At 55.1% G+C, this 15,644-nt stretch carries 14 protein-coding genes and 1 pseudogene; 4 read left to right on the top strand and 11 right to left on the bottom strand.

Annotated elements, in window-relative coordinates; all coding sequences use genetic code 11:
- Positions 1-40 precede the first annotated feature (40 nt).
- The 5 genes from E1H13_RS05380 to E1H13_RS05360 all read right to left on the bottom strand — a co-directional run bounded on the left by E1H13_RS05380 (position 41) and on the right by E1H13_RS05360 (position 5,754).
- Positions 41-1,294 (bottom strand): hypothetical protein, encoded by a 1,254-nt coding sequence (locus E1H13_RS05380; RefSeq protein WP_169612382.1) that lies wholly within the window; start codon positions 1,292-1,294, stop codon positions 41-43.
- A 33-nt stretch (positions 1,295-1,327) separates the two neighbouring features.
- On the bottom strand, positions 1,328-2,404 hold the full coding sequence (gene acsF / locus E1H13_RS05375; protein ID WP_169612381.1) for a magnesium-protoporphyrin IX monomethyl ester (oxidative) cyclase: 1,077 nt from the start codon (positions 2,402-2,404) through the stop codon (positions 1,328-1,330).
- Between the two features lie 865 nt (positions 2,405-3,269).
- Positions 3,270-3,941 carry a CIA30 family protein gene (locus tag E1H13_RS05370; RefSeq protein ID WP_169612380.1) on the bottom strand — a complete coding sequence of 224 codons (672 nt, stop codon included), beginning with the start codon at positions 3,939-3,941 and terminating at the stop codon, positions 3,270-3,272.
- Between the two features lie 93 nt (positions 3,942-4,034).
- Entirely contained in the window at positions 4,035-5,264 is a 1,230-nt protein-coding gene (ispG, locus tag E1H13_RS05365) for a (E)-4-hydroxy-3-methylbut-2-enyl-diphosphate synthase (RefSeq protein WP_169612379.1), read from the bottom strand.
- 139 nt (positions 5,265-5,403) lie between these two features.
- Positions 5,404-5,754, bottom strand: a complete 351-nt coding sequence (locus tag E1H13_RS05360; protein ID WP_169612378.1) for a DUF930 domain-containing protein — start codon at positions 5,752-5,754, stop codon at positions 5,404-5,406.
- Positions 5,755-6,171: 417 nt separating this feature from the next.
- On the opposite strand from E1H13_RS05360, the gene E1H13_RS05355 reads away from it, so the two are divergent.
- On the top strand, positions 6,172-6,660 hold the full coding sequence (locus E1H13_RS05355; RefSeq protein ID WP_169612377.1) for an SH3 domain-containing protein: 489 nt from the start codon (positions 6,172-6,174) through the stop codon (positions 6,658-6,660).
- Between the two features lie 90 nt (positions 6,661-6,750).
- On the opposite strand, the gene E1H13_RS05350 is transcribed toward E1H13_RS05355, so the two are convergent.
- Both E1H13_RS05350 and speE read right to left on the bottom strand, forming a co-directional pair.
- Positions 6,751-7,809, bottom strand: a complete 1,059-nt coding sequence (locus tag E1H13_RS05350) for an agmatinase family protein (protein ID WP_169612376.1) — start codon at positions 7,807-7,809, stop codon at positions 6,751-6,753.
- Positions 7,810-7,956: 147 nt separating this feature from the next.
- On the bottom strand, positions 7,957-9,246 hold the full coding sequence (gene speE, locus E1H13_RS05345; protein WP_169612375.1) for a polyamine aminopropyltransferase: 1,290 nt from the start codon (positions 9,244-9,246) through the stop codon (positions 7,957-7,959).
- A gap of 381 nt (positions 9,247-9,627) precedes the next feature.
- On the opposite strand from speE, the gene E1H13_RS05340 reads away from it, so the two are divergent.
- The gene (locus E1H13_RS05340) at positions 9,628-10,827 is read left to right on the top strand and encodes a DUF790 family protein (protein WP_256378495.1); all 1,200 of its coding nucleotides are present in this window, start codon (positions 9,628-9,630) and stop codon (positions 10,825-10,827) included.
- A gap of 10 nt (positions 10,828-10,837) precedes the next feature.
- On the opposite strand, the gene E1H13_RS05335 is transcribed toward E1H13_RS05340, so the two are convergent.
- Both E1H13_RS05335 and E1H13_RS05330 read right to left on the bottom strand, forming a co-directional pair.
- Positions 10,838-12,274, bottom strand: coding sequence for an ammonium transporter (locus E1H13_RS05335; RefSeq protein WP_347404125.1), 1,437 nt, complete (start codon positions 12,272-12,274; stop codon positions 10,838-10,840).
- Between the two features lie 152 nt (positions 12,275-12,426).
- Entirely contained in the window at positions 12,427-12,684 is a 258-nt protein-coding gene (locus tag E1H13_RS05330; protein WP_169612372.1) for a hypothetical protein, read from the bottom strand.
- Positions 12,685-13,019: 335 nt separating this feature from the next.
- Here E1H13_RS05330 and gloB point away from each other — a divergent pair, with 335 nt between their 5' ends.
- A complete protein-coding gene (gloB, locus tag E1H13_RS05325) occupies positions 13,020-13,793 on the top strand; it encodes a hydroxyacylglutathione hydrolase (protein WP_169612461.1) in 774 nt (257 codons plus the stop codon).
- Between the two features lie 122 nt (positions 13,794-13,915).
- Positions 13,916-14,416 carry an ureidoglycolate lyase gene (locus tag E1H13_RS05320; RefSeq protein ID WP_169612460.1) on the top strand — a complete coding sequence of 167 codons (501 nt, stop codon included), beginning with the start codon at positions 13,916-13,918 and terminating at the stop codon, positions 14,414-14,416.
- Here the strand turns inward: E1H13_RS05320 and E1H13_RS05315 are convergent.
- Together E1H13_RS05315 and E1H13_RS28270 are read right to left on the bottom strand one after the other, a co-directional pair.
- Positions 14,400-15,302 (bottom strand): undecaprenyl-diphosphate phosphatase, encoded by a 903-nt coding sequence (locus E1H13_RS05315; RefSeq protein ID WP_169612371.1) that lies wholly within the window; start codon positions 15,300-15,302, stop codon positions 14,400-14,402. The two genes, E1H13_RS05320 and E1H13_RS05315, sit on opposite strands and share 17 nt — an antisense overlap.
- A 107-nt stretch (positions 15,303-15,409) precedes the next feature.
- Positions 15,410-15,565 (bottom strand): annotated as a pseudogene (locus E1H13_RS28270) (RNA-guided endonuclease TnpB family protein); the annotation flags it as partial.
- Positions 15,566-15,644 lie beyond the last annotated feature (79 nt).

The following is a 15,644-nucleotide window of genomic DNA, read 5'->3' as shown; positions in this document are numbered from 1 at the left end:
ACAACAGCCACTCTGTAAGTCACAACAGCCACTCTGTAAATCACAGCAGCCACTCTAAGGAGAGGCCCAGGCGGCTATCCTGGCCGAACTGGGAGTTTTGGAACTGCAGGTCGGTGCCCAGGCGCAGTTGGCGGGTGACCGCATAGCCCAAGCTAAATTGGGTGACGCCTACTTCGCGATCGCCGCCGACGGCAACCCACTGGTGGCTAATGGCTAAGTCCGCTGCCCCGCCCCGGGAGGGTACCAGCATCAGGCGTAGCCCCAGGCTGATGCCGTCGGTGTTGTAGGCCGGGGTGGTGAGAGCACGGTAGCCCACCGTTGGAGCCAGGTTGACATAGCCCCCCAGGGGTAGCAGGTAATATCGGGCTTCAGCGCCGTAGTCTTGCCGCCGTCCGCCCCCACCGCGACTGTAGCTGCCGCTGAGGGTTAGCCCTGTGCCGGGCCATACAAACAGATCGTCAACCCCCAGGGCAATGCCGCCAATGCCATCCGTAGATGGGAAGTGGGCATAGCCAACCCGCAATCGGGGCCGAAAGCTGGGCTGGTGCCGAATCTCATGGGTAATGTCTGGCGGCCCCTGTAACCACCGCTGCAGCACAGGACTGCCCTCAATGATGGCGGGGTCGAGATCGAGGTCTGGGGCTGACTGCTGGGCGATCGCGGGTTGATGCCCTCCCGTCTGGAGTTGTTCAGGGGGGGCTGTTTCATGGTCATGGGAGAAAAGCCCACGGTGCGACTTTGCCCCCCCGCCCCCCAATTCTGGGGGGATCTGAAGCCCCCAAAGTTGGGGGTTTGGGGGCCAAAATCCGTACAGGCCATATTCCTTTTCAACAAGGGAACAACCCTGGGTCTGGAGTCGTTCAGGGGGGGAGGTGGTTAGGGCATGATCAAACGGTGGAGACTCGGCAACAAAAAAATCGACCTGGGAGCGTTGCAGCGGCGGGTGATCAAACGTCAGCCCCTCCAGGGCAGGGGAGGGGTCCACGGTAAAGGCTTGACTCCAGAAAGTCGGGGCCTGGGTATTCTGGGCCATGGTGTCCTGAGGAGCTATGTCCTGAGGAGCTATGTCCTGGGCCAGCCCTGGCTGCGGCCCCAGGGGCAGGCCCACAACCAAAATTGTGGCCAACCAGAGCTTGAGCCCAAAGACGCGATCGCCCTGGCCCAAGCCGTTGTCGGCCAGGGGAAGCACCAGCCAATGCAGTGGGTTCAGCACATTACCATCCATAACTCGAACAGTTTGAAAAAAACGGCTTTGCTCAAAGAACAAAGCCGCTGGGGGAAACGAGGATAGCACTTAAATCAACGCTTGGCAGGGCAGGCGACTTACCTAGCGAACCTGGCCATGGGCGGTGGTCATATCGATGGGCTTCATGAAATAAAGCTTCACCATCTGCCAGCCGATGGCGGCCACATGGGGCAGCTTCCGCAACTGCTGTATAACCTTGGGTTGGTTAGACTCAGCCACAGCGGCCATCTTGGCATTAGCAGCGGCAGCCACATCCAAGCCCTTAAAGAAGTCGGGGTGATCGACGTTCAAAATCACTGGAAAGACTCGTCCAGCGGTTTCATTGGTTTTTTCAATCACATGGATGTCATAGTCCCGAGCATTGAGCCCCAAAGAGGCATAGAAACCACTCCGCTGTAGGTCATTCAAGTACATGGTGGCAAACACCGACAGCAGGAAGAACCGGCACCACAGCTTGGCCTTCCAATCATTCAGGATCTCAGGCTGAGCTTTCATCAAGGCCGAGAAGAAATCGCCGTGGCGGTTTTCATCCTGGCACCAGTTTTCAAAGAATCGGAAGATGGGATAAATCTCGTTTTCTGGATGAGATTCGAGGTGACGATAGATGGTGATATAGCGCCAGTAACCGATTTTTTCGGACAGGTAGGTGGCGTAGAAGATGAATTTGGGCTTGAAGAAGGTGTACTTTTTGCTCTTGGTCAAAAAGCCCAGATCAAGCTGCAAGTTGAAGTCTGACATGGCCTTGTTGAGGAAGCCAGCATGGCGGGCTTCATCTCGGGACATGAGATTAAAGCACTCGGCCAGCACCGGGCTTTTGCCCTTAAGCCGCCGACCCAGCTCTTTATAGAGTAAGAACCCAGAAAACTCGGCTGTACAAGAGCGCTCTAGAAACTCCACAAACAGGCGACGGGTCTCACCACTCATGCTGTCCCAGGACTGATCAAAGGACTCATCCCGCACAAAGTGATGGCGGTTATAGTCAGCCCGGAATTCTTCTAGAATGGCCATCAACTCATCTTCGTTGATGGAGATGTCCATAGCGGCCATCTCGTCGAAGTCGGTGGTGTAAAACCGAGGCGTCAGAATGGTGTCTTTAGCTGGAGTTTTCACCCCCGGTCGGATTTCTTGAAATTCAGGCTTTTTAAGGGAATCTACCATGAGTTCGTGATTGCGCGGTTGATTTAGATGTGTCTAGTCCTATTACACACGGCTATAAGCCATTCACACAGGACTATGAGCCATAAAGCCTCGGGCCTAGGCCCTATCTGCTCAAGGCAGAATCTGGAGAGGTTATTCAAATCGCTGAGTGCTAGTTTATCAGGGCTTTTGGGAGATCTGACAGCACTTTAAGTTTTGCAACAAATAATCTCAGAAGTTGTAGGGGTTTTGGGTTTCGGGTTGCGGGTGTACGGCAAGCCGTGAGGTTAACCCACCCCTGCCTACTTCGGCAAGTTGCCCCTCCGGGGCCGCTACGCGCTAGCGAAGCCATGCCGCAGGCTATACAGCACAGGCCTTCCAGGAGGGGACGTACCGTGTACCTTGTACCGTAAGCCGCCAACCCAGAATCCTCTCCCCCACCCTGCGGGAAGCCGCGATCGCATCGACACCCCACCTTCCCCATTCCCCTCAAGGGCGGACACATAGGTCCGCCCCTACGGATCTTCTAAAGAACGAAAAAAGAAAAGAGAAGAACGAAAACTGTCTAACATTCGTTCCGCTGCTACGTACGGACTATACTTTATTCCTAAACCGCCTGATCTACGTTACGCATTCAAAATCCCCTTCAGGAAGGTCAAAGCCCTACACAATTCAAAATTCTCCCACCTTCCCCATCTCCCCCACCTTCCCCACCTTCCCCACCTCTTCTACCCATCCACCCATCCACCCTACCCTGCGGGAAGCCGCTCCGCGTCTACCACCCATCCACCCTACCCTGCGGGAAGCCGCTCCGCGTCTACCACCCATCCACCCTACCCTGCGGGAAGCCGCTCCGCGTCTACCACCCATCCACCCATCTACCTCTCTAGCGAAAGGCCGCAATCGTCTGCACCACCAGGCAAAACGGGCCAGGGGTAAAGTGGGGATTCAGGGCTTTGTCATACTCAAACTTGCTGAGCATCAGCTGCAACGAGCGAATATTACCAGGGTCCAAAGGTTGAGCCTCCGGCTGGGTCTTGGCCCGAAAGACTGGCGTTAACTCGGTGAACGGAATCTGCACCGTGACCCACTCATTAGGGGTGGTGTCAAAGGAATAACCATAGGCGATCGCATCCCAGCCATCGCGATCGCGCAGAAAGAACTTATACCGCTGACCATCCCCCTGCACCCGCAGTTCGATACCCCGGTAGGTGGCTAGGTTCAGGGGTGGGTCAAAGTTGCGGGTGCGGATCGAGGCAAAACCGCCAGAATTTTCAGTGGAGACTGTCCCCGTGAACCGGGCAGCCCCGTCCCCGGCCTGGAAGCCACTGTCACTCACCCCCCCCATGACCACGTCATCAAGAGCACCCCAAATTGCCACCTGCTCAGGGTCGGCCTGGCTAAAGTCAAACAGCACGCCATCTTGTACCTGGGGAGGCTGAGGGGCCTGGGAACCAGACATCATAGCTTGTACCCAACTAACAACTGGAATAGAGTCGAAAAAATCCAGGGTTTGAACAAAGCGACCGAAGTCCCAGGAACGCTTGGACTGGGTCATGGAAACCTCCTGTAGGGATGTCATCTAGGATGATCCTATCGCGGGCCTTTGGGGAGTAGCATCCCCTATCAGGCGGGTGACCTGGGGCGGCCTTTAGGGATCCACCCAGCGATCATCGGCTTTGATCAGGTTGATCAGTTCTTCAACTCCGTTGGCTTCCGGCACTTTTTTAATTTCTTCCCGGCCCCGGTAGAGGGAGATATAGCCCGGCGTCTTACCCACATAGCCGTAGTCGGCATCGGCCATTTCCCCCGGCCCATTGACGATGCAGCCCATCACCGCGATGTCTAGCCCGGTCAGATGCTTTGTCGCTTCCCGCACTTCGTGCAGCACGTCCTCCAGGTTAAACAGGGTGCGGCCACAGGAGGGACAGGCCACATATTCCACCATGGTTTTGCGTAGACCCAGGGCCTGCAAAATGCTGTAGCACACGGGGATTTCTTTCTCTGGGGCCTCGGTCAGGGAAACCCGGATCGTGTCGCCAATGCCCTGGGCTAGCAAGGTACCAATGCCTGCAGTGGATTTAATCCGGCCATACTCGCCGTCGCCAGCTTCGGTCACCCCCAGGTGCAGGGGGTAGTCCATGCCCAGTTGATCCATCCGCTGCACCATCAGCCGATAGGCGGCAATCATCACCGGCACCCGAGAGGCTTTCAACGAAATCACCAGATTGCGAAAGTCTAGGGATTCGCAAATGCGGATAAATTCCAGGGCCGACTCCACCATGCCTTCGGGGGTATCGCCGTAGGTAAACAGCATCCGTTCGGCCAAAGAGCCGTGGTTGACGCCAATGCGCATAGCTTTGCCCTGATCCCGCAGAGATACCACCAGGGGTTCCAGGGTGCTGCGAATTTTAGCGCCAATCTCCTCAAACTCACTTTGGGAATAGTCGGTGCGGCCGGTCTGGGGTTTTTCAAACACGTACAGGCCAGGATTAATCCGCACTTTATCCACATGCTTGGCCACCTCTAGGGCGATCTTCATGCCGTTGTGGTGCACATCGGCCACCAGGGGAACGGGCTGATAGGTGTCTTCTAAAATTTTGCGAATGTCCGCCAGGGCCTTGGCATGGGCCATGCTGGGAACGGTAACCCGGACAATTTCGCAGCCTAGCTCATGCAGGCGACGAATGGCCGCAGCGGACCCCTTAATATCCAGGGTGTCTTCATTAATCATCGACTGAACTACCACCGGGTGGCCACCTCCAATGGTGACATTGCCCACTGGCACTGGCCGAGTTTGGCGGCGGTGGATGGTGGTATCGATGGGGGCAACGTCGGTGGTCGATGAACCCTGGGAGACGGGATTAGGAAGCGTTTGCATAGCCGTAGCTCTATGGTTACCAGTGCGGAGAAAGTCGGTTAAGTGCAGTTGCGACAACCATTTCCCAGGGTGCCACAGAATGGGCCAGTTAACACTGAAATATAGACCTTCCCCGCCACCTCAAGTCCCCAGGGTCGATCTAGTTGATGATGCTGTAGGTGAGGCTGCTAATGGAGCCAGTGCGGTTGTTAAACACGCAGTTATAGCTAAACGTATGCCAGCCGTCGGTTTGCCTAAATTGGCCACGACCCTGGTAGCGGGTTTCGGCGTTGGAGACGAAGCTCTCGGTGGCGGTATCTGTCAGCCACTGCACCTGATCCACATTGGCATACTCTCTCTGGACTCTGGGCTTGAGGCTAGCTTGACACGCTTGCAGACTAGGGTTGTCATGGGCTACGGGCTCTGCTTGGGCGGTGGACCAGGGAAGCAAACTGGCGGCGGTTACTGCGGCGATCGCTGCAGCTTTGGTCATTGCTTTTACTGGGCTCATAATCATTCTCCTCAAAATAGTCAAATTAATTAAACACAGACAGGGAACAGACTACGCTGTACCGAGGTATGGCTCAAGTCAGCGCACAAAATTAACGATGGTAGGGCTCGAATCGCAAGCATCTAAGCTGTCTTGGTACAGGTAGATGATTGATTGATCGACCTTATCCTATCGTTAAACCTTCGATTGTCTAAGGCGATTTTAAGTTTCTCTTTTGATTTATTCCTAGGGCCAGTAAGTGACTTCAGAGCTTATTTGGCTCTACATGTCTGACCATATGATTTTCAGATATTTGTTCGATACTATACCTGCGCTGGTATTTGAAGTACCATGCTTTCAGTTATTTATGAGGAGGAACGGATACCTGTGAGTGTTTGCACATTTAGCAAGATCATTACTCTTTCCGCATTAGCCAGTATGGCGGTGCTTCCAGCAGCCCAAGCTGGTACTGACGTAGGTGATGAAGAGTTCCAACTTGGTCGCGCCCGAGAGACCTGCCAACAGCAGGCCGGACGACAGGGACTCACCTTTAATCGTGTGGTAGAAAGCCACTCGGTAACTGGTAGCGGTGGCCGGATGATCGGGGCTGACGTGATTATGAGTGTGACCCGAGGTGGACAAACTTACAATGTCCGGTGTCAATACGACAACATGTCCAGGGTGGCCACCATTGTAACGATTGAAGACCAAAATGCCCGCCGGGCTACAGTCAACGCCAGCTTGGCCAACGTACGGATAGGCCCAGGTCAAAACTATGCTATGGCGTATCAGTTGCGCCGCGGGGCTGAGGTGTTGATCTTGGCCGAGCAGTGGCAGAGTGATGGGGTTTGGTACAAGGTCAGACCTGCCAGCGGCGCTATGACTGACCAGGTCGGTTGGGTGTTAGGTGATCTGCTGGCTTACTAAACGCAGGGTCTGCGGTTCATGGTCTACGGTGCAAGGCCTACGGCTGGCCTTAAACTGCGTACCGTGAACCGTAAGTCACATCTCCCGTCACTATTTTTTTGACTGACCAGTTGTTAGGTCCATTAAACAGTAGAGCTTGTAGACCGCCCTGGCGCCCACATTGCCATCCCACTCGCCATCGCCTACTTCTGACAGATCGAACCCAATAATCTGACGTCCACTACGCACCACCTGACGTAACAGGCAAAATACTTCTTCTAATTCCAGGCCTCCGGGTACCGGGGTGCCCGTGTGGGGGCATAGCTTGGGGTCAAGACCATCCACATCAAAGCTGATATAGACCTGCTGGGGCAACGCTGCCACGATCGCTTCGCACTGCTGCATCCAGGCAATACCCCCATAGGTGTTTTCTTTCAGAACAGTGTCGTAATGGGTAATGATTCGCCCTTTGGACTGCTCGATCAATGCTACTTCGTCATGGCACAGGTCGCGGATGCCCACCTGCACGAGCTTGCTAATCTGGGGCAAGCCCAGCAGGTTGTACATAATTGAGGCGTGGGAATAGAGAAAGCCCTGGTAGGCCTGGCGCAGATCGGCATGGGCGTCAATGTGCAGGACGCCAAAGTCGGTGTAGCGTTCGGCGAGGGCTTGCAGGTAGCCCAGGGGGACGCTGTGGTCGCCGCCGATGATTCCCACTCGTTTTCCCTGATTTAGAGCGGTGGTGGCCTGGGCATAGAGCCAGCCGGTCATTTGTTCGCAGCCGTGGTTTACCCAGTCAAGGTCTGCTTGTAATAAGGGCTGGGAGGCGATCGCAATGCCCTCCTCTGTGGCCTGAATCACCCGATTGGCCGACTCCCGCACCGCTTGATTTAACTCATACAAATGCTCTGGAAGCGGGGGCATAAAGATCCCCTGTCGCCAACCATCGGGGTTATCGCGATCGTACAGATCTAACTGGGGGGAGGCTTCTAGCACCCGCCGCGGCCCCTGGGCGGTGCCAGTGTGGTAGGACACGGTAGCTTCCCAGGGGATGCCAAAGATAATCATGTTGGCGGTGTCGTAGTCGCAGGGCAAGCCGTAGAGGTTGCCATTATCCAGGCCAACCCCACTGGGATTAAAGGTTTCTAGGGTATCTTTGCCAACAATCATAGACGTGGGGGAGAACCGTTGTTGGACAGCCAGTAGCCCAGAGCAAGGCTGGGATTTTGGCACTTTATATGGATGTTCTAGAGCCAGTGAGCAGGACTTCATGGCTCTAACATCAGCGCTCTAAGACAACTTGATTGGCGATGCCCCTTAGTCGTTCTGTTTCAACATCCTTTGCACAAAGGTGGGCAAGGCAAAAGCGGCCTGATGCATGCCGACATTGTAGTACTGCAAGTTGTGCTGAGCGGCAAAGGCGGCGGATCGATCTGCATCCAGGCCCTCTATGGGGTGGGCGGCCCCCTTGGTGGCGTAGTTGAAGCTCCACATGCCGGTCGGGTAGGTGGGGATAAAGGCTAGATAGCAATGGACACTATCTGCCCCAAAAATTCCCTGTAAGCAGCGATGGATATCCACAAACGCCCGCTGGTTAAACCGGGGAGACTCGCTCTGGGCGGCGATCGCCCCACCCGGCCTCAGGCAGCGGTAGACCTGCTGGTAAAACTCGGTGCTAAATAGCCCCTCTGATGGCCCTACCGGGTCAGAGGAATCAATTACAATCAGGTCGTAACTGGCATCGGCAGCATTGGCCACAAAGGCGATGCCGTCTTCGATGCGCAGGTCCAGCTTGGGATCATCGAGGGCCTCAGACAGGGAGGGCAGGTGTTCCCGAGAAGCGCGCACCACCACCTCATCAATTTCCACCATGGTGACCTGTTCGACCTGGGGGTGGCGCAAAATCTCCCGCACGCTGCCGCCATCGCCACCACCGATCACCAGCACATCTTTGAAGCTGGGATTGAGCAGCATCGGCACATGGATGATCATCTCGTGATAAGCGTTTTCATCCTTTTCGCTGCACATCACCATGTTGTCGATGGTCAGCATTTTGCCGTAGGCAAAGGTGTCGAAAATTTCTACGGTTTGGTAAGGGGATTTTTCGCGGAAGACGCGATCGCCTTTGTGGCGAATGGACAGGGCAATGTCGTCGTTTTTGTCGGTAAACCAGACGCTGCGGCTTTGTTTGGGGGTAATCAGCTTGTTGGTGGCCTCATCCCGCAGTTCCCCGAGGTCAATGTCGATGCGCTCAAACAGTTCGAGCTGGCCACGGTTGAGCTCTAGGGCCGAACCATAGTCAGCATGGAAGGCGGCCTTCAGCTTGTCGAAGGAGATCCAGGGGTTAACCGTATCGCCGCAGGTGAACAGATCCACCGCTGCATAGCGGTACTCGGGCCAGGTGTGAATCGCCAGGTGACTTTCTTGTATCACCACCACCCCCGACACCCCAAACGGGGAAAAGTGGTGGAATACGGAACTAATGACCGTAGCCCCAGCATCGGCCGCAGCGGTCACCATGCTGCTTTCGATCAGCGGCACGTCGTTGAGAATGTCTGCGGAACAGCCGAAGAACTCGACCAAAATGTGTCGTCCAAGCGAATTCATACCCTGATTACCCCGTAAATGTCGGTCTAGCCCATCGTGATCAATAGCGGAAAAGGATTTTATCAGACCAGGGCTGACCCACGATACATTTTAGGCGGCAAAGGAGAGTTTTTTTGGGCTCACTAGTGCAGCGTCAAGTCTTGAATTTAGGGGTAGCAGATTAGCAGATGTAGAGATTTGGTGGCATCAAGGTCCGAAATCCCCTCCTTTGGAGGGGTAGGGGTGGGTCAAGCAAGCCCGAAGAACCCACCCCGCCCTCCGGGCACCCCTCCGTGGGAGGGGATGAAAGGTTCTGATGTTTTGAGTGGGGGTTGCCAATACTATGATTGGCTTACAAGCAAGCCCCAAGCCGAGGAGGACTCACCTACGCTACCCAGTGACCTGTTGATCTATCGCTATCAGGGGGAGGCGATTCAGCCCAAGCGGCTGCCCCTGAATACCACCTATTTAGACATAGCAGCGGATTTGATCCAGCTATTTCAGTCCCAGGTGGGCCACCCCCAGGGAGAGCTGAACCGCCACCTGCAAGAGCTGGAAGGGGAAGATACCAACTACCGAATTAAGCGGGGGTTGGCCCACATTTTGCGTAACAGCTTTGCCAGCTTTGAGGTGGTTAGTCCCCTGGAACCCATAAAATTGCGGCGACGGGTGTTTTCCCAGGCCGCCCAGGTGGCCCCATCCCCCACGGCGGCCCAAGGACACCTGGCCACCTTGAGTCAGCAGTTAAGCCAGGAATGCGATCGCGCCATTACCCCCGACCACATCCGCCAGGGTCTCTATGCCGACCTGCCCGACAATCGCATTTTGATCGAGTTCGAGGCTCCCACCCCCGAAGCCCTGATCCACCGCTATAACCTCTCCCAGACCCAGGGGGTGTTCTATAAAGCCAGCGACCTGGTGATGCACCTGTACCGCAACGACCCCGGCGAGTACAAGCTAATGTTCCGCTACCTGAAGCTGTTTCGGCTGATGACCTACATCGAAGGGGACGCCGACCAGGGCTTTACCATCACCATCGATGGCCCCGCCAGCCTGTTCCAACCTAGCACCCGCTATGGGGTCGATATCGCCAAGCTAATTCCTGCCATCCTACATGTCAGCCGCTGGCGACTGACCGCCACTCTACAGATGAAAGACAGCTACAGCCAGCAGGTTAAAACTCGCCAATTCAGCCTTGACAGCCGCTGCGGCCTGGTCACCCACTATCCCCCTGGCAAGACCTACGACAGCATGATCGAAGAATCCTTCGTCAACCGCTGGCCTACGGACAAAACCCCCTGGCGGCTAGAACGGGAGGTGGACCTGGTGCCCCTGCCCGGCAGTGTGATGATTCCCGACTTTCGCCTGGTACACCCCGACGGGCGCGAGTACCTGCTGGAAATTGTCGGCTACTGGCGACCAGAATACCTGCGTAAAAAGTTTGCCCAGGTGCACAAATCCGAACGGGATAATTTGATTTTGGCGGTGTCCGAACGGTTGAATTTAGAAAAAGCTGGGGTTGACATTGCCAAGGTCCCAGCTCAGGTCGTGTGGTTTAAGCACAAGTTGCAGCCAAAGGCTGTACTTGATTTGCTAGCGTAGTCAATACGGGTCAACGCCGCTGGTTACCCCCAAACTCGGGGTAAGCTTCCATGGCGTGTTCCCCCAGATCTAGTCCTTGCATTTCCTCGGCCTGGGACACCCGAATTCCAACTATGGCCCGAATTAACAGCCAACTCACTAGGCTAAACAGGCTAGTAAATACGCCTACGGCGACAATGCCGAGTAATTGAATTAGCCCCTGCTGCACGCCACCTCCCATGAAGGCTCCAGCTAAGGGACCCTCTCCTGGGCCATACCAGGGGAAAGTTCCTGGGGCAACACTAAACAGACCTAAGGCTAGGGTGCCCCAAATGCCGCACACCAGGTGCACAGAAACAGCCCCCACCGGGTCATCAATTTTGAGCCGATCCAGCAGCGTCACCGAAAACACCACAATTACCCCAGCTACGGTGCCAATAATGGCCGCACTGCCTAAGTTCACATAGGCACAACTCGCCGTGATCCCCACCAGGCCCGCCAAAACCCCATTGATGATCATCGATAGGTCTGGCTTGGATAAATAAATCCAGGCGGTTACGGTAGCCGCCAAGCCCCCCATGGCGGCGGCCAGGTTGGTGGTTAGCACAATGTGGCTAATGGCAAAGGGATCAGCGGCCATGGTAGAGCCAGGGTTAAACCCAAACCACCCTAACCACAAAATTAAACAGCCCAGGGCGGAAATGCTGAGGTTGTGGCCCGGCATGGCCACGGGGCGGGTTTGATACCGACCTAGCCGAGGACCGAGCAAGACAGCCCCCACCAGGGCCGCCCACCCCCCCACAGAATGCACCACGGTAGAGCCAGCAAAGTCATAGAACCCTAGATTCGCTAACACCCCATCTCCCCAGATCCAGTGACCGGTAATGGGGTAAGACAGGCCCACCAGCAATAGGCTGAAGATAAAGAAAGCGAGAAACTTGATGCGCTCGGCTACGGCCCCTGACACAATGGTGGCGGCGGTCCCTGCAAACGCCAGTTGAAAGAAAAACTTGGCTTCTAGGGGGACTCCAGCCCAGTCTAGGGCCGTAAAGACGCCATTGTAGGCTGCCCCAGTGGCGGGACTGTTATCCAACCCTTGTAGCCAAAAGCCAGACAACCCCATCAGGGGGGTGCCATCGCCAAACATCAGACCAAAGCCCAGCACCCAGAACGCTACTGTGGATAGGCCAAATACAATCAGGTTTTTGGCCAGTAGGTTAACGGCGTTTTTGCTACGGCAAAAGCCGGTTTCTAACATACAGAAACCGGCGTTCATGAAAAATACCAGAAAGCCTGCAACCAACACCCACAGGGTGTCGATCGCCACTTGTAGGTCGGTCGTTTCGAGTCCTGGTCCTTGGGCTAGGGCGCTAGAACTTAGGACCCCAAGCCCCCCTAACGCTAGCCAGGGGCTGAGCCGGAGCCCATATAGTTTCTTTAGTCTTGTCCTTAGTCTTGATTGTCGTATCGTTCCCACAGCGTGTACTCCAAAGCGGTCAGCTATAACCCCATAGAGTGGCACGAATTCTTGTCAACGACGCAAAAGTTTAAGCCGCTGGAAGGCAAGGTCCAGGACGAAGCCTGCACCCTAAAACCAGTCACCTAAACCCAACATTCAGGTTAATCTGTCACGTTGACTCGCCCCATGCGAATGGCATCGAATAGTTGGTTAATCTGCTGGCGGTCCGTTGTGGTGAGTACCGGATTACTGAGCATGGCGGCGGTCAAGGTTAAGTGATCGCGACGGGTTAGGGTGCCTTGGTCAAGGGCAGTGGTGACTAAAGACTCGATGGTCTGAGGAAATTGAGCTTGAACCGGAGAGGGCTGGGGCGACGGTTTCCGGTGCCAAGGGGTATGGTGGGCAAATGATGAAACCACGGCTGTAAATCCTTATGGGCAAGGGATGAAAAGAGCTTACTTAGGGCAATTGGGCAGCATTAAGTGTGATGTATCAACAACTACAAAACACCTTGGACTCTGCCTTAATCATGCCCAATTCCTGAATTACCAAAGGGTTCATCCCTTAAAGATTCGATGAATCTGCATTAAACATGGGTTAAGGAGCCGTCTGCTACGGTGGTACTACTGAAATCGCCTGGGGCAGAGCCGCGCCTTTGGCGCTAGGTACCCTACTCGGGTTTGAGGGTGTTTTAAGCTAGACGTATACCGCAAGTCAATTGAGGGCATTTGGCAACGTCAGGTTTGCCATGGTTATGGATATTTACCGACTTAACGCTTTTCACGATAACTATATCTTTGTACTGCACGATCGCGATCGAGGCACCGCTGCGGTGGTTGACCCTGGGGACGCTACTCCGGTGCTACAACACCTGACGTCCTTGGGCGCTAACCTCAGGGTCATCTTTAACACCCATCATCATAGTGACCATGTGGGCGGCAACCGTACCCTACTGGCCCAATTTCCTGAGGCAGCCGTCTATGGCAGCGCTGAAGACCACGGGCGCATCCCAGGTCAAACTGTCTTTCTAAACGCTGGAGATTGGGTCAGCTTTGGCGATCGCCAGGCGGAGGTTTTATTTGTGCCAGGGCACACCCGGGCTCACATTGCCTACTATTTTCCGCCCACCGATACTGACCCATGGGGTGAATTGTTTTGTGGCGACACCCTGTTTGCTGGCGGTTGTGGCCGCCTATTTGAGGGCACCCCCCAGCAGATGGTGACCTCCCTGGAGCAATTGCGGCAGTTGCCCGATCAAACTCGGGTGTGGTGCGCCCATGAGTACACCCTCAACAACCTCAAGTTTGCCATGACTGTGGATGGCGGCAACCCGGACCTAAACCAGCGACTGCAGGCGGTGCAGGCGGCCCGAGCCCAGCAACAACCCACTGTACCGTCTGAGTTAGGCTTAGAAAAACAGACAAACCCCTTTCTACGTTGGGACCAACCGGCCCTGCAGCAAGCGGTTAAGGGGCAGACCCCGGTCCAAACCTTTGCCCGGTTGCGCGGTAAAAAGGATATGTTCTAGTGCTCAGCCAATCTGATAATGATGGGGTCTGCGACCTGCGAGTTAAGGCCAGCCGTAGACCGTAAACCCTGACAGCTTGCCATCTTTAACTTGATGGACCACCAGTTATGTCTACCTCTGATATGGATACGGCTATTACCCTCAAGACTCTCATCGCTCGGCCAATTACCCCTGAGGGCTTTGCCCCCTTTGGGCAGGTGATTTTTCCCAGCCCAGATGGCCAAGCCTTTGGGGCCAATGATGCCCAATTGGTGCTGGATGCCGGTACCCCCAGGTTTTACATTATGACCCTCACCCATCGGGGGCAGCGGTTTCGGACCATTACCCGTCATCGTCGCTGTACTCAGTGTTTAGGGGCGTTAGGAGGCAAAGACTGGTGGCTGGCCGTAGCCCCCCCAGGGCCAGCCGCTACCCCCGACCCAGCCACCATCCAGGCGTTTCACATTCCCGGTCATTGCTTTGTCAATTTGGCGGTGGGCACCTGGCATGCTGGCCCTTACTTCGGCCATGACCAAGTGCACTTTTACAACCTGGAGCTGAGCGACACCAATATGACCGATCACCAAACCTGCCATTTAGCCCAAACCTTTGGGCTAGAGTTTGCGATTACACCAGCACCCTGATGGCCACAATCAGGGCCAACACCCAAACATAGTAGGCAAAGTACCGCATTCGGGCCTGGTAAAATACGATTAAAACCAGCTTTAGGGCGATCGCACCAACGATCGCGGCGGTCACAAACCCAACTAACATGGTCAGCCAGTTGGTGCCCACTAGCGGCCCATGCCGCAAAACCTCAATGCTTTGCACCAGGGTGGCCCCCAGGATGGTGGGGAAGGCAATTAAAAAGCTGAACTCAGCCGCCTGGGGACGCTGCAGCCCAGTAAACAAGGCAAAGGAGATCGTCATACCACTACGGCTCAGCCCCGGAATCAGGGAAAGCCCCTGGGCAAACCCCACCACACTTGCCCCTAGGGGGGAAAAATTCTCTAAGGTTTTCTTTTGATGCTTCAGTTGGTCTGACACCCACAGCAATATGCCGGTAATGGTCAGGGTCAGACTCATGGCCAGGGGAGTGGCAAAAATCAGCTCAAATTGTGATTTCAAGCTAAACCCCATCAGGGCCGTCACCAGCACAGAGAGCCCGCCTAACAGCCCCAGCCGACGATAGAACGGCCAAGCCAGGGCCGGAGACAATTCGCTTTCCAGGCCTAAGTCTGTGGCCAGGGTTGTCGGCTTTTGCGGCGACAGCCGCTGCCCTAACCATTGCCCCATTGACCCCAGAAATCGGCTTACCCCTTCATGAAACACCAGCAAAATAGACACCAGGGTACCCACATGCACCACCAGGTTAAAGAGAATCATTTCCCCTGACTCGGGGGGAGGCAGGGCTGAACCACGCTCAATCAGCCAGTGTTGGGTCAAGGCTAGATGGCTGGTGGAGCTCACCGGGATAAACATGAAGGCACCTTGGACAATGCCCAAGATAATGGCTTCCAAAATACTCATAGACTCTGTCTTTAGGCCGCACTGCTCTATGGTACGGGCTGAAACCCGATCAACGGTGGCAAATTTGATAAGGCTTTTGTAAGGAATAGTTCGGAAAATGTTGCCATTTATCCTTTACCAGGTGTAATCCTGATTGGCTGAACTACGACAGCCTCTATCCCGTTATCCGGGAATGCTTTGCGCAAGATATTGTAGCTACCGTTCACGTCAGCATTGATGAGGCAGCCCTTCGCGGTGCGATAAAGGCCCCTGGCAATGCGCCGACGGGACTGTAAATTAGTTTGTGTCAGAGGTCAAAACAGGATCTAATGAACTAACTACCAAAGGTAAGCCCAATGACCT

The organism is Nodosilinea sp. P-1105 (assembly GCF_012911975.1).
Lineage (GTDB): Bacteria > Cyanobacteriota > Cyanobacteriia > Phormidesmidales > Phormidesmidaceae > Nodosilinea.
The sequence above is the reverse complement of the archived record's forward strand: the minus strand, read 5'-3'. Positions and strand labels throughout refer to the sequence as shown.

Bases quoted from the DNA above. Each gene is read 5' to 3' on its own strand.
- acsF (WP_169612381.1), bottom strand. From the start codon at position 2,404: ATGGTAGATTCCCTTAAAAAGCCTGAATTTCAAGAAATCCGACCGGGG.
- E1H13_RS05370 (WP_169612380.1), bottom strand. From the start codon at position 3,941: ATGACCCAGTCCAAGCGTTCCTGGGACTTCGGTCGCTTTGTTCAAACC.
- ispG (WP_169612379.1), bottom strand. From the start codon at position 5,264: ATGCAAACGCTTCCTAATCCCGTCTCCCAGGGTTCATCGACCACCGAC.
- E1H13_RS05360 (WP_169612378.1), bottom strand. From the start codon at position 5,754: ATGAGCCCAGTAAAAGCAATGACCAAAGCTGCAGCGATCGCCGCAGTA.
- E1H13_RS05355 (WP_169612377.1), top strand. From the start codon at position 6,172: ATGGCGGTGCTTCCAGCAGCCCAAGCTGGTACTGACGTAGGTGATGAA.
- E1H13_RS05350 (WP_169612376.1), bottom strand. From the start codon at position 7,809: ATGATTGTTGGCAAAGATACCCTAGAAACCTTTAATCCCAGTGGGGTT.
- speE (WP_169612375.1), bottom strand. From the start codon at position 9,246: ATGAATTCGCTTGGACGACACATTTTGGTCGAGTTCTTCGGCTGTTCC.
- gloB (WP_169612461.1), top strand. From the start codon at position 13,020: ATGGATATTTACCGACTTAACGCTTTTCACGATAACTATATCTTTGTA.
- E1H13_RS05320 (WP_169612460.1), top strand. From the start codon at position 13,916: ATGGATACGGCTATTACCCTCAAGACTCTCATCGCTCGGCCAATTACC.
- E1H13_RS05315 (WP_169612371.1), bottom strand. From the start codon at position 15,302: ATGAGTATTTTGGAAGCCATTATCTTGGGCATTGTCCAAGGTGCCTTC.